21 protein-coding genes, 1 tRNA gene, 1 pseudogene and 1 riboswitch (2 of these 24 running past the window's edge) are annotated in these 19,110 nt (G+C 67.4%); of the genes and pseudogenes, 13 read left to right on the top strand and 10 right to left on the bottom strand.

Annotated elements, in window-relative coordinates:
- Window positions 1–363 carry the end of a bifunctional proline dehydrogenase/L-glutamate gamma-semialdehyde dehydrogenase gene (locus tag K789_RS0108040; RefSeq protein WP_024366311.1) on the top strand. It extends 3,159 nt beyond the left edge of the window, so 363 of the gene's 3,522 nt are visible here — the last part of the coding sequence; its start codon lies beyond the left edge, outside the window; its stop codon occupies window positions 361–363.
- Between the two features lie 121 nt (window positions 364–484).
- Here the strand turns inward: K789_RS0108040 and K789_RS0108035 are convergent, their stop codons facing one another.
- On the bottom strand, window positions 485–844 hold the full coding sequence (locus K789_RS0108035; RefSeq protein WP_029704742.1) for a hypothetical protein: 360 nt from the start codon (window positions 842–844) through the stop codon (window positions 485–487).
- Window positions 845–1,037: 193 nt separating this feature from the next.
- On the bottom strand, window positions 1,038–1,892 hold the full coding sequence (locus K789_RS0108030; RefSeq protein WP_024366309.1) for a LysR substrate-binding domain-containing protein: 855 nt from the start codon (window positions 1,890–1,892) through the stop codon (window positions 1,038–1,040).
- A gap of 139 nt (window positions 1,893–2,031) precedes the next feature.
- Here K789_RS0108030 and K789_RS0108025 point away from each other — a divergent pair, with 139 nt between their 5' ends.
- Complete coding sequence (locus tag K789_RS0108025) at window positions 2,032–3,426, top strand: MFS transporter (protein WP_024366308.1); 1,395 nt, start codon at window positions 2,032–2,034, stop codon at window positions 3,424–3,426.
- 6 nt (window positions 3,427–3,432) lie between these two features.
- Here K789_RS0108025 and K789_RS0108020 read toward each other — a convergent pair whose 3' ends face one another.
- The 3 genes from K789_RS0108020 to K789_RS0108010 form a co-directional block, all read right to left on the bottom strand.
- Window positions 3,433–4,581 (bottom strand): N(5)-(carboxyethyl)ornithine synthase, encoded by a 1,149-nt coding sequence (locus K789_RS0108020; protein ID WP_035739410.1) that lies wholly within the window; start codon window positions 4,579–4,581, stop codon window positions 3,433–3,435.
- An 8-nt stretch (window positions 4,582–4,589) separates the two neighbouring features.
- Entirely contained in the window at window positions 4,590–4,739 is a 150-nt protein-coding gene (locus K789_RS25615; protein WP_192815748.1) for a hypothetical protein, read from the bottom strand.
- A 101-nt stretch (window positions 4,740–4,840) separates the two neighbouring features.
- Window positions 4,841–4,914, bottom strand: a tRNA-Gly gene (locus tag K789_RS0108010).
- A 480-nt stretch (window positions 4,915–5,394) separates the two neighbouring features.
- Here K789_RS0108010 and K789_RS0108000 point away from each other — a divergent pair.
- Window positions 5,395–5,838: an SRPBCC family protein gene (locus tag K789_RS0108000; RefSeq protein WP_024366306.1), complete on the top strand. Its 444-nt coding sequence runs from the start codon at window positions 5,395–5,397 to the stop codon at window positions 5,836–5,838.
- Between the two features lie 63 nt (window positions 5,839–5,901).
- A complete protein-coding gene (gene dcd, locus K789_RS0107995; protein WP_024366305.1) occupies window positions 5,902–6,477 on the top strand; it encodes a dCTP deaminase in 576 nt (191 codons plus the stop codon).
- On the opposite strand, the gene K789_RS0107990 is transcribed toward dcd, so the two are convergent.
- From K789_RS0107990 to K789_RS0107980, 3 genes are read right to left on the bottom strand one after another with little or no spacing between them, the layout of a single operon-like run.
- A complete protein-coding gene (locus K789_RS0107990; protein WP_024366304.1) occupies window positions 6,474–7,670 on the bottom strand; it encodes a cation:proton antiporter in 1,197 nt (398 codons plus the stop codon). The two genes, dcd and K789_RS0107990, sit on opposite strands and share 4 nt — an antisense overlap.
- A gap of 4 nt (window positions 7,671–7,674) precedes the next feature.
- Window positions 7,675–8,157, bottom strand: a complete 483-nt coding sequence (locus K789_RS0107985) for a cation:proton antiporter regulatory subunit (RefSeq protein WP_024366303.1) — start codon at window positions 8,155–8,157, stop codon at window positions 7,675–7,677.
- Window positions 8,158–8,196: 39 nt separating this feature from the next.
- Window positions 8,197–9,600, bottom strand: a complete 1,404-nt coding sequence (locus K789_RS0107980; RefSeq protein WP_024366302.1) for an MFS transporter — start codon at window positions 9,598–9,600, stop codon at window positions 8,197–8,199.
- 152 nt (window positions 9,601–9,752) lie between these two features.
- Between K789_RS0107980 and K789_RS22620 the strand changes: the two are divergent.
- The 6 genes and pseudogenes from K789_RS22620 to mnhG all read left to right on the top strand — a co-directional run bounded on the left by K789_RS22620 (window position 9,753) and on the right by mnhG (window position 16,195).
- Window positions 9,753–12,793: pseudogene (locus K789_RS22620) on the top strand (Na+/H+ antiporter subunit A).
- Window positions 12,790–13,368 (top strand): Na(+)/H(+) antiporter subunit C, encoded by a 579-nt coding sequence (locus K789_RS0107970; RefSeq protein ID WP_024366301.1) that lies wholly within the window; start codon window positions 12,790–12,792, stop codon window positions 13,366–13,368. Before K789_RS22620 ends, K789_RS0107970 begins: the two are co-directional and overlap by 4 nt.
- On the top strand, window positions 13,365–14,978 hold the full coding sequence (locus K789_RS0107965) for a Na+/H+ antiporter subunit D (RefSeq protein WP_024366300.1): 1,614 nt from the start codon (window positions 13,365–13,367) through the stop codon (window positions 14,976–14,978). The genes K789_RS0107970 and K789_RS0107965 overlap by 4 nt, the downstream gene beginning before the upstream one ends.
- Complete coding sequence (locus K789_RS0107960) at window positions 14,975–15,520, top strand: Na+/H+ antiporter subunit E (RefSeq protein ID WP_024366299.1); 546 nt, start codon at window positions 14,975–14,977, stop codon at window positions 15,518–15,520. The genes K789_RS0107965 and K789_RS0107960 overlap by 4 nt, the downstream gene beginning before the upstream one ends.
- On the top strand, window positions 15,517–15,795 hold the full coding sequence (locus K789_RS0107955) for a monovalent cation/H+ antiporter complex subunit F (RefSeq protein WP_024366298.1): 279 nt from the start codon (window positions 15,517–15,519) through the stop codon (window positions 15,793–15,795). The genes K789_RS0107960 and K789_RS0107955 overlap by 4 nt, the downstream gene beginning before the upstream one ends.
- On the top strand, window positions 15,785–16,195 hold the full coding sequence (gene mnhG, locus K789_RS0107950; RefSeq protein ID WP_024366297.1) for a monovalent cation/H(+) antiporter subunit G: 411 nt from the start codon (window positions 15,785–15,787) through the stop codon (window positions 16,193–16,195). Before K789_RS0107955 ends, mnhG begins: the two co-directional genes overlap by 11 nt.
- A 50-nt stretch (window positions 16,196–16,245) precedes the next feature.
- On the opposite strand, the gene K789_RS0107945 is transcribed toward mnhG, so the two are convergent.
- Window positions 16,246–16,509 carry a DUF4235 domain-containing protein gene (locus K789_RS0107945; protein ID WP_024366296.1) on the bottom strand — a complete coding sequence of 88 codons (264 nt, stop codon included), beginning with the start codon at window positions 16,507–16,509 and terminating at the stop codon, window positions 16,246–16,248.
- A gap of 132 nt (window positions 16,510–16,641) precedes the next feature.
- Here K789_RS0107945 and K789_RS0107940 point away from each other — a divergent pair, with 132 nt between their 5' ends.
- Window positions 16,642–17,403, top strand: coding sequence for a DUF4386 family protein (locus K789_RS0107940; protein ID WP_024366295.1), 762 nt, complete (start codon window positions 16,642–16,644; stop codon window positions 17,401–17,403).
- Here the strand turns inward: K789_RS0107940 and K789_RS0107935 are convergent.
- Window positions 17,400–17,960 carry a heme-degrading domain-containing protein gene (locus K789_RS0107935; RefSeq protein WP_035739408.1) on the bottom strand — a complete coding sequence of 187 codons (561 nt, stop codon included), beginning with the start codon at window positions 17,958–17,960 and terminating at the stop codon, window positions 17,400–17,402. The genes K789_RS0107940 and K789_RS0107935 overlap by 4 nt on opposite strands.
- Window positions 17,961–18,152: 192 nt before the next feature.
- Window positions 18,153–18,294, top strand: a riboswitch (TPP riboswitch).
- Between the two features lie 65 nt (window positions 18,295–18,359).
- On the opposite strand from K789_RS0107935, the gene K789_RS0107930 reads away from it, so the two are divergent.
- The gene (locus tag K789_RS0107930; protein ID WP_024366293.1) at window positions 18,360–19,034 is read left to right on the top strand and encodes an ECF transporter S component; all 675 of its coding nucleotides are present in this window, start codon (window positions 18,360–18,362) and stop codon (window positions 19,032–19,034) included.
- 16 nt (window positions 19,035–19,050) lie between these two features.
- Window positions 19,051–19,110: part of an ATP-binding cassette domain-containing protein coding region (locus tag K789_RS22615; RefSeq protein WP_035739406.1), annotated on the top strand (this coding region is incomplete at its 3' end). Its footprint extends 230 nt past the window's final position; the window shows 60 of its 290 annotated nt.

Raw genomic sequence — 19,110 nt, 5'->3', positions numbered from 1 at the left:
GCGGGTATCCTGGCGGGCTCGGCCCTGACGGTGTCCACCGCCGTCGAACTCCCCGCCCAGCTGCGCACCGTGTTCTCCGGCCTCGGCATCGATGTCACCGTGGAGAACGACGCCGACTGGCTGGCCGCCGCGGGCAAGCTCGCCGGTGCGTCCAGGCTCTCGACCTCACGGATCAGGCTCATTGGCGGCAACGCCAAGGCACTGGCCGAGGCGACCGGCGGACGTCCCGACCTGGCGGTGTACTTCCACCCGGTCACCGAAGCCGGACGCGTTGAGCTGCTGCCGTTCCTGCACGAGCAGGCCATCAGCATCACGGCGCACCGTTTCGGTACCCCGAACCACATTTCGGACGGACTGATCTAGGCCCCCGCGCAGGGGGCGACGCGCAGGCGACACACCCTCGGGGCAAAAAAGCGAGCCGGACGGCCACCCTCCAATAGTGGTCGCCCGGCTCGTGGTCTTTGGTGGGCCTGAGCCCGCCGGCTTAGCCGAAGTACCAGCCGGGTGGAACCCACGAGGCCGGCACGGCGTGCGCGGAGAAGTCGTCGCAACCGGAGCAGAAGTACGTGACTTCGCCCAGTTTGTTAATGGAGCCGTCCCTGTGGTGCGTGGCAGGGACAAAAGTCTCAAGGTAGATGAACTCGTCCGTCCCGCAGCGTTCGCAGTACGGGCTGCCGACGTATTCGGCCTCAACGAGGGTTGTGGGATGCGGGTCCAGGCGTCCGCGGCTGGGGTGGTGCGCGGCGGCGCCGCGCTGCACTGCCTGGGAGAGCGGGCCCACAGTCTTGAGGCTGCGGGATGCCGGTAGAGAGGGGGTGTGCGGACGGTTAATGGCTGGCGTCATTGTCGGCCTATCCCGAACGCCTCCGGAGGGTCGCCGTGCGGCAGCCACAAAGGACAGCGTTCGTTATTCGAATCGTTGTCACAGGCCTCTGCTTGACCTTCAACACACTCAGGATATGTCACGAATCCGAGTGGATCAATGGTATGCGTAAGTACGCAATCCGAGTAGGTACATCCCCGGGTACGCAGCCATTTCAGGCGGAGCGCTTCAGGGTCCGGCCCGCGATCGTCTGGGTCAGGGCCTCGATCACCTCAGTGTTGGCCAGCGGGTTGCGGATCAGGGTGAAATCGACGTCGCCCACCGGGGGCAGGTCGAAGCGCCGCGTGATGATCTTCAGGTCGTCCGGCACCAGCGAGGACGGCATGACCGCCACGCCAATGCCGGCCCGGACCGCGGCCAGCACACCGCTGATCTGCCGGGTGGTGCATGTGATCCGCCAGGTCCGGCCCGCGGATTCAAGAGCGTCGATGGCCAGCTTCCGGCTCAGGCTCGGGGCGGGGTAGGCAATGAGCGGCACGGGCTCGGCCGGGTCCAGCGAGGTCTGCTCCAGGCCCACCCAGGCGAAGGAGTCCTGCTGCACCACCGTGCCGTCCTTGGCCCCGGCCACCCACTTGACGAACACAAGGTCCAGCTGGCCGGCGTTGAGGCGCTTGTAGAGCTGGTCGCTTTGGCCCACAGTGAGTTCCAGATTGATCTGCGGGTAGACCTGCCGGAACTCCCGCAGGATCCTTGGCAGGCCGGTGATCGCGAGGTCGTCCGCCGTGCCGAAGCGCAGCCTGCCACGCATCGCCGATCCGGAAAAGTAGCGGGAGGCGGCGTCGTGCGCAGACAGGATGCTGCGGGCGAAGCCGGCCATGGCGTCCCCGTTGTCGGTCAGGCGTACATCCCTGGTGTCGCGTGCCACGAGCACCCGTTTCGCGGCGGTCTCGAGCTTGCGGACGTGCTGGCTGACGGTCGGCTGCGCGAGGCCCAGCCGTTCAGCGGCCTTGGTGAAGCTCAGTGTTTCGGCCACGGCCAGGAAGGAGCGCAGCTGGGCGGGTTCGAACATGCGGTCTCCTGAGCTGCGGCGCTGTCGCGCCGCATTGCGTTTCGTAATGCGAGTTATGCGGTGAATAAGCTTCCACAATCTGTTGCGGCCAGCTTAGCGTTAAGGCATTCCCGCTCACCCGCTCCCTTGAGGACTTTCTGTGGCACCCCCACCGCCGTTCGAGGCCAACGTCACTGCCCTGCCGGACACCGTTACCCAGCCCATCGCCGTCGTCTCCCAGCGCCTGCCGTGGCGCCATACCTTTATCTCGCTTAAGGTCCGCAATTTCCGGATCTTCGCGACCGGCCACTTCATCGCCGTGATCGCCCTCTGGATGCAGCGGATCGCCCAGGACTGGCTGGTGCTCCAGCTCTCCGGTTCCGTCACCGCCGTCGGGATCACCGTGGCCCTGCAGTTCCTGCCCTCGCTGTTCCTGGGCCCGTGGGCGGGCATGATGGCGGACCGCTTCGCGAAGCGGAAGATCCTGATGCTGTGCCAGTCAGTGGCCGCTGTGCTGGCAGCCATCCTCGCGGTGCTCGCGCTGAGCCAGCGGATCGAGGTCTGGCACGTGTACGCGATCGCCCTCGTCCTTGGCCTGGTCACTGTGCTGGACCAGCCCGCACGGCAGGTCTTCGTCAACGAACTCGTCGGCCCGGCCTACCTCCGGAACGCCATCAGCGTGAACTCCACGACGTTCCAGCTCGGCGGCCTGATCGGTCCGGCGCTCGCCGGGCTGCTGCTCACGGCGGTGGGCGCCGGCTGGGCGTTCGCCGCGAACGCCGTCGCCTGCTGCTTCACCGTCGCTATGCTGCTCACGCTGCGGAAGGACCAGCTGTACATCAGCGCCCCGGTGCCCAAACGCAAGGGGATGCTGCGCGAAGGGCTGAACTACGCGCTGAGCAAACCCACCATCTACTGGCCGTGGCTGATGGCCGGCTTCGTCGCGGTGTTCGCGATGAGCCTGCCGGTGCTGCTGGCCGCTTTCGCGGACCACGTGTACGACGTCGGCGCCGGGGGCTACGGACTGCTCAACGCGCTGGTGGCCCTTGGGGCGCTGGCCGGGGCCATCACTTCCGCCCGCCGGCGTGAACTGCGGCTGCGTTCAGTGATGCTGGGAGCCGGAATGTACGGGCTCATGCTCTGCCTGGCCGCGATGGCGCCTTCCATGGTGTGGTTCGGGGCGGCGATGGTGCTGGCCGGGTTCTGGTGCCTGATGTTCCTGACCGCCGCCAACCAGCTGGTCCAGATCAGCTCCAACATGGCCATCCGGGGACGCGTCATGAGCCTGTACATCATGGTGCTGATCGGCGGGCAGGCCATTGGCGGGCCGATGATCGGCTGGCTGGCCGAGCATGTGGATCCGCAAACGGCCATCATGGTTTCCGGCGGGGTGCCGGCGCTGGCCGCGGCGGCGGTCGCCGTCGTGCTGGCGCGCCGCGACCAGCTGATGCTCAAGGTGGACCTGAAGGACCGGCGGCGGCTCGTGACGATTGTCCGCAAGGGTGCCGGCCGGGGGACGTGCCCGGGCGGGCGGCCCGCAGCCGCCACACCCTAGCTTTGGCTATCCTGCCAACGGTACGTGCGGGTACTCCGCCTCGCGCTTCTGGAACTGCAGCACATCCGGATTGAGGATGACGCCGTCGCGGATTTCGATCGCGCGGCGGATGGTCTCGTTCGCGGCCCAGGCCTCGGGGCCGGTGATCACGGTTTCCAGGAACGGCAGCAGCGCCTCGCTGATTTCCCAGCTGGACGAATTCCACAGGTAGGAGGGGCTGTGGTCCACCGCGTAGTAGTCGATGTGGTCCCCGACCTTGAACATCGGCGCGGCAAACGTGGTGGTCTTCGCCCAGCTGAAGCCCATGCCCTCGTCGCAGGACACGTCCACGATCAGGCTGCCGGGCCGGAAGGCGTCCAGATCCTCGGTGCGCAGGTACGTCAGCGGCGCGTTCGGGTCCTGGAGGGTGCAGTTGACCACGATGTCGCTCTCAGCCAAAAACGGTGCGAGCGGCACGCGGCCGCGCTCGGTGATGACCTCGCTGAGGAACGGCGCCTTGTCGTCGTGGTCGAACTGCGCGATCCGCACCGAATGGATGGGGGAGCCCACCGCGGCAACCCCGCGGTTGGTCAGCACCTGGACGTCATGGACGCCGTGGGCGTTCAGGGCCGTGACCGCGCCACGGGCCGTGGCGCCGAAGCCGATCACGACGGCGCTCAGCCGGCGGCCGTAGTCCCCGGTGGAACCTGTCAGGGCCAGGGCGTGCAGCACCGAGCAGTAGCCGGCCAGCTCATTGTTTTTGTGGAACACGTGCAGGCCGAAGCCCCCGTCGCTGGCCCAGTGGTTCATCGCTTCGAAGGCGATTAGCGTGAGTTTCTTGTCGATCGCCAGCTGGGTGATGGCCCGGTCCTGGACGCAGTGCGGCCAGCCCCAGAGGACCTGCCCGTCCCGCAGTTCGGCGAGGTCATCAGGCTGCGGCTTGGGCAGGAGGACGACGTCGGCCTCGGCCAGCAGCTGCGCACGCGGGACGATGCGCCCCACGAGCGGTGCCAGGTGCTCGTCCGAGACGCCGAAGCGCTCGCCGTAGCCCTCCTCGAGGATCAGCTGCTGCCGGAGTTCCGGGGCAATGCGGTCCGTGTGGAGGGGGTGGATCGGGAGGCGCCGCTCGTCAGGTTTTCGCGTGCTGGCAAGGACTCCGAGGGTGAGGTGGCTCATGGTGCCGCTCACTTCTTTTTGGGACTCGCCGGCTTGGAGCTGGTGGCCTTGTCCAGGGAGCTGGGCGGCGCTGCGGCGGTCCTCTTGTCGGCCCGCTTTTCCTTGATGGATTTGCCGGATTTCTTGGATGCTGCTTGGCGGGGGGATTTGTCAGCCATGATCGCTCCTGTAGCGGAACCGGAGAGGTTCCTGACTTCGAACGATACAGGTAGGGGCCTAACAGCCCCGGGGGCCGCCGGGCGGAGTTGCGGCCGGGGATTGGAGCGGCTGACGGGAATCGAACCCGCGTATCAAGCTTGGGAAGCTAGCGCTCTACCATTGAGCTACAGCCGCAGTGGGACCGTCCGGAATGCTGGACTTGGTCCCGGGGAACAACGAGATTTACCTTACCCCAGCCACGGGCGTTCGCCGAACACGTCGCGCCGGTGACGTCGCGGGGCGGCGCGCTCCTCCGTTAGCCACAAATAGACGCTAGGCAGGCCCGCAGAGCGGCCATTCGCGTCAAATGGGCGGCAGTCCGTTCCTGCTCCGGTGCATCGGCCCAGGCCCGCATGAAGTGGCGTTCCCCAGCCGACCCCGGGGCGCCCAGGAGGTGATCGTGCGCTGGCCGAAACTGACCGAGAAGTAGGCCCTGCGTCAGCCCCTGCGGACGAGTTACGGAGCGGTACACAGCCCGGTCAGCCCCATAACTCTTCGATAAAGGCCCGCCCCGCAGCCGCGCGGGGCGGGCCTTGCTGTCTATCCTGAAGGAGTTAGCTGCAGTTCCGGGGAAGCGGGCTACGCCCATCAGCCGTCCGCCCAGCAAGGATTTCCGTGGCCATCGCAGAGTACGACGTCGTCATCCAACGGGATGCCAGGAGCGTGTATGACTTCCTGGTCGACGCCCGCAACCTGCCCAGCTGGCGCACCGGTGTCCGCAGCATTGAACTGGAATCGGGCGCTGCCGGGTCCAAGGGCGCCGTTTACCGGCAAACCATCGCCGCGCCGGGCGGGCGGATAATCTGCGGCGACTTCGAGATCACCGAGGCGCGGCCCGGGGCGGAGATCCAGTACAAGGTCCTCGCCGGGCCCGGGCGGACGCGCGGCGGCTACTACCTGAGCACGGAAGGCGCCAGCACCCGGGTCCGCTTTGCCCTGGAATGCGAGCCCCGGGGACTCCTGGCCCGGCTGAAGTCCCCCTTCCGCCGCCGCATGAAGGCGGAAGTCTGCCAGCTGGAGCAGCTCAAGTCGGTCCTCGAGGAGCAGGCAGAGCAGTAACAGCAGAGCTGTAACACTGGCCCCGCGCACGTTTGTCCACGGCGAGTACGGTAATTTGAACGTGTGCTGATCTCTGACCGCGACATTCGTACCGAAATCAATTCCCAACGGATCATTCTGGAGCCGTTCGACCCCGCCATGGTTCAGCCATCGTCGGTTGACGTCCGGATCGACAAATTCTTCAGGCTCTTCGACAACCACAAGTACGCCCATATTGACCCGGCGGAGGAACAGCCCGAGCTGACCCGTCTGGTGGAGGTTGAGGCCGGCGAACCGTTTATTCTTCATCCCGGGGAATTCGTGCTGGGCTCCACCTACGAGACAGTGACGCTCCCCGACGATATCGCCGCCCGGCTTGAGGGCAAGTCCTCGCTGGGCCGGCTGGGCCTGCTCACGCACTCGACGGCAGGGTTCATCGATCCGGGCTTCTCCGGGCACGTGACCCTTGAGCTGTCCAACATGGCGACGCTGCCGATCAAGCTGTGGCCGGGCATGAAGATCGGCCAGTTGTGCTTCTTCCGGCTCACTTCTGCCGCTGAGCACCCGTACGGCTCCGGCGAGTACGGCAACCGCTACCAGGGCCAGCGCGGCCCGACGGCGAGCCGCAGCCACCTGAACTTCCACCGCACGGACATCTAGATCCCGTCCGCTGTCCGGACCGTCCGCGTTTTCGCGGGCCGGCGCAGCATCGCCACCACCGGCTCCACGAACCGGGCGGCGAGCGGGCCCGTCACGGCCATAATCAGCACATAGGCGGTGGCCAGGGCCGCGAGCTCCTGCGGGACCACACCTGAGGCGACGGCGAGCCCGGCGATAACGATCGAGAATTCCCCGCGGGCGATCAGCGCGGCGCCGGCGCGGAAACGACCCGGCACTCCGATCCCGGCGCGCTTCGCCGCCCAGATCCCCGTGAGCATCTTGGTGGCCGCGGTGACGATGGCCAGGAGAAGGGCCCAGCCGAGCACGGGCGGGATGGTGGTGGGGTCCGTGTTGAGGCCAAAGACCACGAAGAAGATGGCCGCGAAGAGGTCCCGCAACGGCTCCAGGATCCGGGTGGCGCTGTGCGCAGTGGCGCCCGAAATGGCGATTCCGAGCATAAAGGCTCCCACCGCCGCTGACACCTGCATGGCGGCCGCCAGCCCGGCCACCAGCAGCGCGGCGCCGAGCAGGTTGAGCAGGAACACCTCGGAGTTCTCGCTGTGGACTGCCTTGGACACGTGGTGCCCGTGCCGCAGTGCCACGAGCAGCACCACGGTGACGACGGCGAGCGAGATCCCCACGGTCTGCAGCCCGACGACGAAGCTGACGCCGGCCAGCGTCGCGGTCAGGATCGGCAGGTAGACCGCCATGGCCAGGTCCTCGAACACGAGGATCGAGAGCACCACCGGAGTCTCGCGGTTGCCGATCCGCCCCAGGTCCGTAATCACCTTCGCGGCGATCCCCGAGGACGAAATGTAGGTGACGCCGCCCATCACCATCGCTCCGACGATCCCCCAGCCCAGCAGGACCGCGAGCAGGGCACCCGGGAGGAAGTTCAGGACGAGGTCCAGGACGCCGGCTTGCCAGGAGCGTCGCAGCCCCGTGACGAGTTCGGCCGCTGTATATTCCAATCCAAGCATAAGCAGGAGGAGGATGACGCCGATCTCGCTCGAGAGGTGCGCAAACTCGTGCATTCCTTCGAGTTTCACCAGGCCGCCTGCCCCGAAGAACAGGCCGCCGATGAGGTACAGGGGAATGGGGGACATGCCGATCCGCCCGGCCAGCCTCGCCAGCAGGCCGAGGCAGAAGACGACGGCCCCAAGTTCAATCAGGGTCAGTGCGAGCGGATCCATACCGTCAGCCGTTGCGCAGGATGCCGGCCGCCGTGTCCAGGCCTTCTTGGGTTCCCACTGCTACGAGGAGATCTCCGGGGTGCAGGACGACGTCAGGTCCCGGTGAGGGAAGCACTTCGCCTTCACGCATGATCGCGACGATCGAGGCGCCACTCCGGGTCCGGATGGCGGCTTTGCCCATCGGCTGGTTGTGGAACGGGGAGCCGGCGGCGATGGAGAACTGCCGGGTGACGATGCCCGGAACCTCGCGGTGCGCTTCGGAGAGCTGCATGGCCAGCCGCTGGCCGCCCAGCAGGTTTCCGAGGGCGGCGGCCTCGTCGGCCGTCAGCGGAATGGACGCCTGGCAGGTGTCCGGATCGTCCCATGTCGATACGATCAGTTCGGTTTGGCCTTCGCGGTATTCCACGACGCCGATCCGCCGCCCGGAGGCGGTCATGAAGTCCTTGCGCCGGCCGAGTCCCGGGAGGTCTGTTTCATCCACGTTCATGCCTCCAGCCTAGTGCGCTGCGTGGGATTCCGGGCAGCTTCAGGCCGCGGGGACGACGGCGATTTCGGTCTTGTCCGGTGCCTTGACGGGGAGCAGGAGCAGCAGCCCGGCCAGGAGCACCACCATGATGCCGAGGATGCCCCAGCGCTGTGCCTCGCCGGGTGCCACCAGCGGGGCAGCGACCGCTATGCACAGCGTAAAGAGTGCGGGGGCGAGGAAACTGACGGCCCGGCCTGTGGTGGCGTAGAGGCCAAACAGCTCGCCGGATTCGCCGTGCGGGGCAAGCCGGGCCAGGTAGGCCCGCGAGGAGGACTGCGCCGGCCCCACGAAGAGGCACAGGAACAGGCCAAAGATCCAGAACGTGGTGGTGCCGGCCCAGTCCACGCCGAAGAAGGAATAGTCTCCGTTGCCGAGGACCAGGATCATGGAGCCGGAGGCCAGCAGCCCCACCAGCGAACCGGTGATGACCGCCTTCGGCCCGATCCGGTCGTCGAGGAAGCCGCCCGCGATGGCACCCGCGGCGGCAACGACGTTCCCGAAGATCGCGAAGAAGATGACGTCCTTGAGTTCGAAGCCGAATGTTCCCGCGGCGATGATGCCGCCGAAGGTGAACACGGCGGCCAGCCCGTCCCGGAACACGGCACTCGCGAGCAGGAAGTAGATGGTGTGCGGGCTGGTCCGGTAAATCGCCTTGATCCGACGCACCAGGAGGCCGTAGGACGCCAGGAATCCCAGGCCGGCGCCCTGCTGGGCCTTGGGAAGTTCCGGCACGGCGAACAGCACGGGCAACGCAAAGATCAAGAACCACAAGGCCGAGAACACCGCGACCAGGCGGATATTGAGGCCGTCCTCCGTCGAGCCGCCGAACCATTCGAAGCTGGGCTGGACAAAGAGCTGGAGCACGATCAGCAGCGCCACGATGCCGCCGAGGTAGCCCATGCCCCAGCCGAAGCCGCTGACCTTGCCGATGTTCTGCGGGGTGGAGATCTGGGCGAGCATGGCGTTGTAGTTCACGCCAGCAAACTCGAAGAACACGTTCCCCAGCGCAATCAGAGTCACCCCGAGCAGCAGGAACTCCGGGCGCGGGAAGACGAAAAAGCACAGGGCGGTCAGGAGCGCAACGGCGGCGGTGTTGACCCCCAGCCAGAGCTTCCGGCGCCCCCCGGTATCCGAGCGCTGCCCGGTGACGGGTGCCAGGAGCGCGATCGCCGCACCGGCGATGGCCAGTGCGCCGCCCAGGACCGCGGACGCCTGGTCCTCGCCGCCGAAGGCCTTGGAGGTCAGATACACGGTGAACACGAACGTGGTCATGACCGCATTGAAGGCGGCCGAGCCCCAGTCCCAGGCCGCCCACGCGAGGATGCGCCCCTTGTGGGAGGTCGGGTGTCCGGATTCCAGTTCCGACGCGGGACGCATGGCCTCGGGGGCAGCAGCGGAGTTCATAGCGTGAATGTTATCCGCACAGCGCGCACGACCCGACGCACCGTACCAAAAGAATTTGTCAACGCTTGGTAAACTGTCCGGACTGAACCTAACGAATGCGCCGCCTGCTCCAACTTTTTGACAATCGAAACCCTGACGTTGCGGAGATACCAGTGATCACAGTCCTTGCCGTGCACTTTGCGGTGGCTGCTGTGGCGCCATTTCTCTTCCGGAAGTTCGGCCGGAATTCGTTTTACGCCCTCGCTGCGGTGCCCGCAGGCTCGTTTGTCTGGCTGATCCTGCAGCACGGCGCCGTCTATGCCGGCGCCGGGGCACCCCCGGACGGCGCTGCCAGCGCCGTCGCCGAAGTCCTGCCCTGGATCCCCGAGCTGAAGATGGAGCTCGCGTTCCGGATGGACGCCCTGGCTTGGGTCATGTCCCTGCTCGTCCTGGGCGTGGGTGCGCTGGTCCTGGTCTACTGCGCCCGGTACTTCAAGGACAAGGACGACAACCTCGGCGGATTCGGTGCCCAGCTGCTGGCCTTCGCCGGGGTGATGTTCGGCCTGGTGACGGCAGATGACCTGCTCCTGATGTTCATCTTCTGGGAACTGACCACGGTCCTGTCCTACCTGCTGATCGGCTACGCCCGGACCAGGCTCTCAGCGCGGCGCTCCGCTCTGCAGGCCCTCATCGTCACCACCGCCGGCGGCCTTGCCATGCTGGTGGGCCTGATCATCCTCGGTTTCAACGCCGGGACCTACCGGATCTCGGCCATCCTCGAGCTGGCGCCAACCCTCGTCACCGGGCCCGCGGCGGGNCGGGAGCCGTGGCTGCCGCCGTCGTCCTCATTTTGATGGGTGCGATCACCAAATCGGCGCTTGTCCCGTTCCACTTCTGGCTCCCCGGCGCCATGGCCGCTCCCACGCCGGTGAGTGCCTACCTGCACGCCGCAGCCATGGTGAAGGCCGGTATCTACCTCGTGGCGCGGCTGGCGCCAGGATTTGCGGACACCCCGTACTGGCTGCCGGTGGTGCTCGGCCTCGGCCTGGCCACCATGCTGGTCGGCGGCTACCGGGCGCTGCGGCAGACCGATATCAAGCTCATCCTGGCGTATGGCACGGTCAGCCAGCTCGGCTTCCTGACCATGGTCGTGGGGCTCGGCAAACCCGACGCGGCCCTTGCCGGCCTCGGCCTGCTCCTCGCCCACGGACTGTTCAAGGCCACCCTCTTCCTGGTGGTCGGCATCATTGACCACCAGGCCGGAACCCGCGACATCCGCAAGCTCTCGGGCGTCTACCGTTCCTCCCGGGCCCTCGCCATCGTGGCCGCCATTGGTGCCGCCTCAATGGCCGGCATCCCGCCGCTGGCCGGCTTCGTCGCGAAGGAATCGGTCTTCGAGGCCTTCGTCCACTACGGCACCGGCTCTGGCGCCGGCCCGTGGGGGCTGCTGATCCTCGTCGGCCTGGTCCTGGGCTCCATCCTGACCTTCGCCTACAGCGCCCGGTTCATGTGGGGCGCCTTCGCCGTCAAGCCCGGCGTCGAGTCCACCCCGTTCAAACCGATCAAGCCGGCCTTCCTGGCCGCCCCCGCCGTCCTGAGCCTGCTGACGATCGTCTACGGGCTGTGGCCGGCACCGGTGGACGGCTGGGTCCAGCCGTACGCGGCGCTGTTCGTGCCCGACGGCGAAGACCCGGCCGCCGCCGCCGGCCACCTCGCGTTGTGGCACGGAGTGACCCCGGCCCTGGGGCTGACCGCCCTCACCTTCGCCCTCGGCCTGGCCATGTTCTTCGGCCGCAACGCCGTCTCCCGGCTCCAGGGCCTGGTCCCCGGCTGGATCGACGGCGACCGCACGTACCAGTTGGCCATCGGTGCGCTCGACGACGCCGCAGTCTGGATCACCGGCCGGACCCAGCGCGGTTCGCTGTACTTCTACCTGTCCGTCATCCTGACCGTGGCGTTCGTCCTGCCGCTCACGGCGCTGGTCCTGGCCAACAAGGCGCTGCCGGAAGACCTTTACTTCGTTGACCCCAACTCCCCGCTGCAGATCGTGGCGGGCGCCGGCATTGTGATCGGGGCGCTGGCCGCGGTACGCGCCAACAAGCGGTTCCTGGCCGTTCTGATGGTGTCCGTCACCGGCTACGGCATCGCCCTGATGTTCGCGCTGCAGGGCGCCCCGGACCTCGCGCTGACCCAGATGCTGGTGGAAACCATCATCCTGGTGGCCTTCGTCCTGGCCATGCGCAGCCTCCCGGCGGAACTGCGCGACCGGACGGGCGGAAAATACCGGGTGGTCCGCGTGATCATCGGCGCCGCCTTCGGGATCACCATGGTGTTCGTCGCCATCTTCGCCCTCGGCGCCCGGGTGGCCGCGCCGGTATCCCTGGAATTCCCGAAGCTGGCGTATGAGGGCGGCGGCGGACTCAACATTGTCAACGTGACACTGGTGGACATCCGGGCCTGGGACACCTTCGGGGAAATCTCGGTGCTCGCGCTGGCCGCCACCGGTGTTGCCAGCCTGATCTTCGTCCGGAGCCGCGGCGAAGGCATCCGCGCCTCCTCCACCGTGGCCGAGGGGTCCGTCGGACGCCGCAGCCCCGGCGGCAGCCGCGGGAACACCCGTGACGACGCCACGCTGGCCATGAGCCGCCGGTTCGCCGCCTCCAGCCGCGACGCGTGGATCGTGGCCGGCCGAACCCTGGCGCCGGAACGCCGCTCGATCATCTTCGAGGTCGTCACCCGCCTGATCTTCCACTCCATCATTGTCTTCTCCATCTACCTGCTGCTGGCCGGCCACAACTTTCCCGGCGGCGGCTTCGCCGGCGGCCTCACCGCGGGTCTGGCGCTCACCGTCCGCTACCTCGCCGGCGGGCGCTTCGAACTGCGCGAAGCCTCGCCCGTCAGCGCCGGAACCCTGCTGGGCATTGGCCTCGCCACCGCGGCGGCCTCCGGCCTGGTGCCGCTGCTGCTGGGCGGCCAGGTGTTCCAGAGCGCCATCATCGAGTTCTGGCTGCCGGTCTTCGGTGACGTCAAGTTCGTCACCTCCACGATCTTCGACATCGGCGTGTACACGGTCGTCGTCGGCCTGGCGCTGGACGTGCTGCGCAGCCTGGGCGCCGAGATCGACGAACACTTCGAGGAACAGTCGGAGGAACCGGCCGGCGACCAGGAGCCCGGCGGAGTCCCGGCCGAAACCACAGCCAAGGGGAAAGCATGAGCGTCAACCTGACCCTGCTGACGGTCATGGGAGCCCTGTACGCCTGCGGCATCTACCTGCTCCTGGAACGCAGCCTGACCCGGGTCCTGCTGGGCCTGATGCTGCTCACGAACGCCACCAACCTGCTGATTTTGACCACCGGCGGCTACGCCGGCCTGGCGCCCATGTTCAGCAAGGACACGGCGGCCGGTGATTACAACGATCCGCTGCCGCAGGCCCTGATCCTCACCTCGATCGTGATCTCCTTCGCCGTCACGGCCTTTATGCTCGGCATCATCTACCGGACCTGGGTGCTGGCCCGCGAGGATGAAATCCAGGACGACGCCGAGGACCGCCGCGTGGCCAGGACTCCCAGCTTCGACGTCGAGGACGACTCCGTGATCCCGGTGGAGACCTCCGAGTTCCCGCTGACCATGATCGGCTCGGACGGCCAATCGGTCTCCGACGTTCCCGCCGGGGCCGAAGCCACGGTCCAGGTCGCAGACCGCACGCTGGACGCCGATAAGGCCGCCTCCGAGGAGCAGCCCGGGTCGCTGAATGTCACTCCACCGAACAAGGAAGGAGGCGGACAGTGAACATTGCCAGTTTCGCCCCGCTCGCCGTCCTCCTCCCCATCCTCGGCGCTGCCCTGACCTTCCTGCTGATCCGGCAGCCGCGGGCGCAACGGACCGTGAGCATCGCGCTCCTGTCCGTGACGCTGCTGCTTGAGTGCTGGCTGCTGGCCTCCGTCTGGGAGGGCGGAACGGCTGCGGTCAACATCGGCGGCTGGCTTCCGCCGTGGGGCATCGTGATGGTGGTGGACCAGTTCTCCTCGCTGATGCTGGTGGTGTCCTCCTCCGTGAGCCTCGCCGTGCTGATCTACGCCACCGGGCAGGGCATGGCCGACGGCGACCGGGACGCGCCGGTCTCGATCTTCCACCCCACCTACCTGATCCTGGTGGCCGGGGTGTCCAACGCCTTCCTCTCCGGGGACCTGTTCAACCTCTACGTGGGGTTCGAGATCCTCTTGACCGCCAGTTACGTGCTGATGACCCTCGGCGGGACGGGCCCACGGATCCGGGCCGGCGTGACCTACCTCGTGGTCTCGGTGGTGTCCTCGGTGCTCTTCCTGATCGCGATCGCGATGATCTATGGCGCCACCGGCACCATAAATATGGCCGACCTCGCCGTCAAGCTCGCCGACCTCGACCAGGGCACGCAGAACCTGCTGCACGTGATGCTCCTTGTGGCGTTCGGGATCAAGGCGGCCATTTTCCCGCTGTCCTTCTGGCTCCCGGACTCCTACCCGACGGCGCCTGCCCCGGTCACGGCGGTGTTCGCCGGCCTGCTCACCAAGGTGGGCGTCTACGCGATCGTCCGCACGGAAACCCTGCTGTTCCCGGGCGACACCTTCAATACCCCGCTGATGGTCGCCGCCTTGCTGACCATGATCGTGGGAATCCTGGGCGCCCTGGCACAGAGCGACATCAAACGACTCCTGTCCTTCACCCTGGTCAGCCATATCGGCTACATGGTGTTCGGGCTCGCGATGTCCTCGGTGGCGGGGCTGGGGGCCGCCGTCTTCTACGTGGCGCACCACATCACCATCCAAACCAGCCTGTTCCTGGTGACGGGCCTGATTGAACGCCGGGGCGGGAGTTCCTCCGTGGACCGCCTTGCCGGGCTCGCCAAGCTGTCCCCGCTGCTGGCGGTGCTGTTCTTCGTCCCGGCCATGAACCTGGCCGGCATCCCGCCGTTCTCGGGTTTCCTCGGCAAACTTGGGCTGCTGCAGGCCGGTGTGCAATTGGGAACGCCGCTGGCCTACGCCCTGGTGGCCGGCGGAGTACTGACCAGCCTGCTGACGCTGCTGGCCATTGCCCGGGTCTGGAACCGCGCGTTCTGGCGCAAGCCCGAGGACGCCGAACACCCCGATCCCGTCCTGCTGGCCGCCCCGGGGGATTCAGCCACGGGGGACCGGGCCGGGAAGACCAACGTCACGCTGCTGCCGCGGACCATGGTGGGTTCCACCCTGGGCCTGGTGATCTTCGGCGTCGGGCTGACCGTCTTCGCGGGGCCGCTGTTCAAGGTGGCCGACCAGTCCGCCTTCGACATGCTGGACCGCACCGCGTACATCCAGGCGGTCCTCGGCGAGGACCCACCGGTTCCTGCGATCTCCCAGCCTGAGCCGCAGGAGGTCTCAAAATGAGCCGCAAACGAATCTCGCTGCGGCAGGAACTTCCGCTGCTCGTGTGGCTTGTGGTTGTCTGGGGCGCCCTCTGGCGGGACTTCAGCCCCGGGAATCTGCTCTTCGGCGCCCTGATCGCCGTCGTCGTGGCGCGGCTGTTCTACCTGCCGCCGGTGGAACTCGGCGGGCGCTTCAACGTGCTCCGGGCGGTTCCGTTCGCCCTGATGTTCCTGGCCAAAGTGGTGGCAGCGAGCTTCCAGGTCCTGTACCTCGCGGCGGCCAAGGGCCCCAAGGTGGTCAGCGCCGTCATCGCCGTCCCGCTCCGGAGCCACTCGGACCTGCTGGTCACCGCGACCGGTCACGTCACCGCCCTGATCCCCGGCTCGCTGGTGGTGGAGGTGGACCGCTCCACGTCGACGCTCTATATCCACGGCATCAACGTCCGCAACGCAGACGACGCCGCGCAGCTGCGCAAGGACGTCCGCGACACCGAGGCCGGGCTGATCAGGATCATGGGCACCAAAGCCGAACTGTCCGCACTCAACCAGGAGGTGGGCGCATGATGCAGCTCGTCCTGACCGTGACCGCGGTGGTGCTGTCGCTGGCCGCCGGAGGAGCGATCATCCGGATCGCGCGGGGCCCGTCGCTGCTGGACCGGGTGCTCGCCGCGGACGTGCTGCTGGCCATCCTGGGTGCCGCCTTGTGCATCGACATGGCCGTGAACCGGCACCTCAACAACCTCATGCTGCTGGTGGCGGTGTCCCTCATCGGGTTCGTCGGCTCCGTGACCGTGGCCCGCTTCGTTGCCGACCGGCGGGAGAAACCCCGTGAATCCTGAGACCTTGTCCGGCGACACCGTGATCGACGCCGTCTCGGCGGTCTTCCTGGTGGTCGGCGCCCTCATGTCCCTCGCCGCCGCGGTGGGCCTGCTCCGCTTCCCCGACCTCATGACGCGGATGCACGCGGCCACCAAGCCCCAGGTGCTGGGGCTGTTCCTGCTGCTGTCCGCTTTGGGCCTCCAGATGCGCACCTGGTGGGTGTGGCCGGTGCTGGTGGTGGCGTGGATCTTCCAGCTCCTCACCGTGCCGGTTTCCGCACATATGGTGGGTCGGGCCGGTTACCGGACGAAGCACCTGCACCCGGAACTGCTCAGCACGGACGAACTGGAGGCCGTGGTGCAGCAGGCCGCCGGCACACGCGGTTTCACCGACGACGACGAGGTCACCGACCGGCGGTGAGCGCTGTCGTCAGGAACGTGTCCTGGACGATGCGCCCTAAACCAGGCGCCTTACACCAGGTCTTGAGTCTTGGCGAAGCGGGTCACCGCGCGCTGGGTGCCGCGGTTGGCGAGGACCTGGATGATGGCGCTGACAGATGCCGAGATCAAGGCGAAGGTCAGGGCCGAGCGCAGCGTGGTGGGAACGTCGTCGTCGTGGCCCTTGGGCGGCTTGCTGCCCGTGGATTTCTCCCAGACGGTGTCAACGAGCTTGGTGCCGACGTAGCCGGCGAGCAGGCTGATGCCGGTGCCGAGCAGTTTGATGAAGATGTTCATTCTTCGCAACTCCTTGCGGGAGGAAACAGGGCTTCCCCTAGCCTAACGTTCCTTGCCCGGCGGTCCAGCCAGGGACGCGGGGCCGGGACCAACGCCCCTGTCGGTTGAGTCGGGCCGGACGTAACTTCGAGCATGGAAAAGCCGCAAACCCGATCGCCCGGCCGCGCCGCGCAGGCCGCCCCGGCGGCTGACGGCCAGACCTGGCGGCAGCTCTATTTCTGGGCCGGCATTGCCTCGGTGCTCTTTGTGGTGCTCCTGGTTCTCGCGCTGGTGCTGGACTTCGCCGCGCCGCCCCCGGTCCACGGAGGCGCCGCGACGCTGGACTTCATCGCGCGGAACAAGGGGATCTACATCGCCGAGCAGCTGTTGTGGATGGTGCCGAACATCCTGCCGGTGCTCGTGTTCGTGGCGCTCTTCGTGGCCCTGGCCCCGCTCGACAAAAGCCGGGCCCTGCTGGCTACCGTGATTGGCGCCCTGTCCTGGGCGCTGATCCTCGCCGTCCCGGTCACCAGCCGCGGCTCCCTCGTGTTCGTGTACCTCAGTGACCGTTACGCCGGCGCGGCCGACGACGCCGCTCGGGTCCGCTACGCGACCGCCGCCGAGGCGATCGTCGCCGAGAACAACACCCCAGCCGTCGTCGGCATCCTGTCAGCGCTCGGCATCCTGCTGATATCCGTTGTCATGCTGAAAGGGGTGCTGCCACGGTCCCTCGCGTGGCTGGGGATCGCCACCGGCGGCCTGGGTGTCGTTGCGGAGGCGCTCCGGCATGCCGTCCCGGAGTTCTACTGGGGCTACGGCGTGCTGATGTGGGTCTGGTTCGTGGCCGTCGGGATTGCGCTGATCCGGCTGGCCGGGCGGACACCCCGCAGCGGGGCCGGGGCGACGCGCAGCTAGCGTCCCGACGGTCCAGCCAGAGACGCAGTGCGGCCGAGGATTTCCGACAGGGCCTCGACCACCAGTTCGTGGTCGGCTTTCTGCGGCAGCCCCGACACCGTGACGGTGCCGATCATCCCGGTGCCGCGCAGGTAGATGGGGAACGCGCCGCCGTGGGCGGCAAACTCCTGCTGGTCGAACCAGGCGTTGTCCTCGATCCTCCGCCCGGCCGCCCGGGCCCGAAGACCCACCAGCAGCGAGGGGACTTCGTACCGCACGGCCGTGCGCTGCTTGGCCCTGATCCAGCGTTCGTTGTCCGGGGTGGCGCCCTCCAGCGCCGCATGGAAGAGCACCTGCTCGCCTTTGGTGATGTCGATGGCGATCGGGTGGGAGCGATGCCGGCCGAGTTCCACCAGCAGGAGCCCGAGGTCCAGGGCGTCGTCCTTGCTGAAGGACCGGAACTGCAATTCCTCGATTTCCGCCAGGATGCGGCCGATGAGCGCACCCAGGGACCCGTGCGGCTGCGGTTCAGCGGAGTCCGGGTCGTAGCCGGGGGAGGGCACTGGTGAGTTCGTCACGTGATTCAGCTTCCGTTAGTTGGCCGCCGCCTGCCAGCCGGCCGTGGCGGCGTCCGGTGTTCCGATGCTGTGCCGACTCTACCAAGCAGGCCGTTCCGGGACACCGCTTCCGGCAGGCCCGATTGTGACGGCCGGCCCCGGGAAAACAACGCCCCACGGGTGTAAACTAAGCCACGCCCACAAGGGCAATATTAGATACGACAGGGGAGCGCCGCCGTCGGGCATCACCGGGAAACCGGGGAGACCACAGGTGGGCGCTGAGAGTGCGGACAGCCGCAGACCCTCGAACCTGATCCGGTTAGTACCGGCGCAAGGGAGTCGAGTTCTCAGAGTGCACGGAGCGGCAGCGGAAGCTGCGGACCCGGGGCACTCTCCCCTCCTGTTCCTCAGGAGGACGATATGACTGATACATCTGCCAAGCACGAATCCGGCAAGCACGAATCCGCCATCCCCGGTTCTGCCACGACACCCACCCGGCGCACCCACAGCTGGCGTGTGGTGGACATTGTGGTGGCCGCGTTGATCGCCGTGGCCGGCGGCGTGATCTTCTGGGCCTGGTCCCAGGGCGCCAACCTCATTTCCGCCCCCGTCAACGCCTTCTACCCGCCGCTCACCGGGCTTTATGCCGGCGGCTGGATGATCCCGGCCGTTCTAGGCATGCTCATCATCCGCAAGCCGGGCGCCGCGCTGTTCTGCGAGACTGTGGCCGCCGCCGGCGAGCTGATCATGGGCTCGCAGTACGGCACCACGGTGCTCATCTCCGGCATCCTGCAGGGCCTCGGCGCCGAACTGGTCTTCGCCGCGTTCATGTACAGGAAGTTCAACCTGCCGGTGTCGCTGCTGGCCGGTGCCGGCGCCGGCCTGTTCTGCGGGCTGAATGATTCGTTCCTGCCGTGGGGCTGGAACATCGCGTACGCCGCCGGCGACAAGCTCGCCTACATCATTTTCACCGCCATCTCCGGTGCCGTGATCGCCGGCGGGCTGTCCTGGCTCGCCACCCGGGGCCTGGCCAGGACCGGCGTGCTGAGTTCCTTCGCTTCCCGCAAGGCGGCCACGGAGCCCGTCTTCTCCTGATGTCCGCACACTGCTCATGACGTCTCCCGACCGGGTCCGCCCGGCTACGATCACCGCTCGCGGCTGGGGCTGGCGG

This window comes from Arthrobacter sp. TB 26 (assembly GCF_000427315.1).
In the GTDB taxonomy this organism is placed as follows: Bacteria; Actinomycetota; Actinomycetes; order Actinomycetales; family Micrococcaceae; genus Arthrobacter.
Note: the sequence above shows the minus strand (reverse complement) of the source record. Positions and strands in the feature narration are given on the sequence as shown.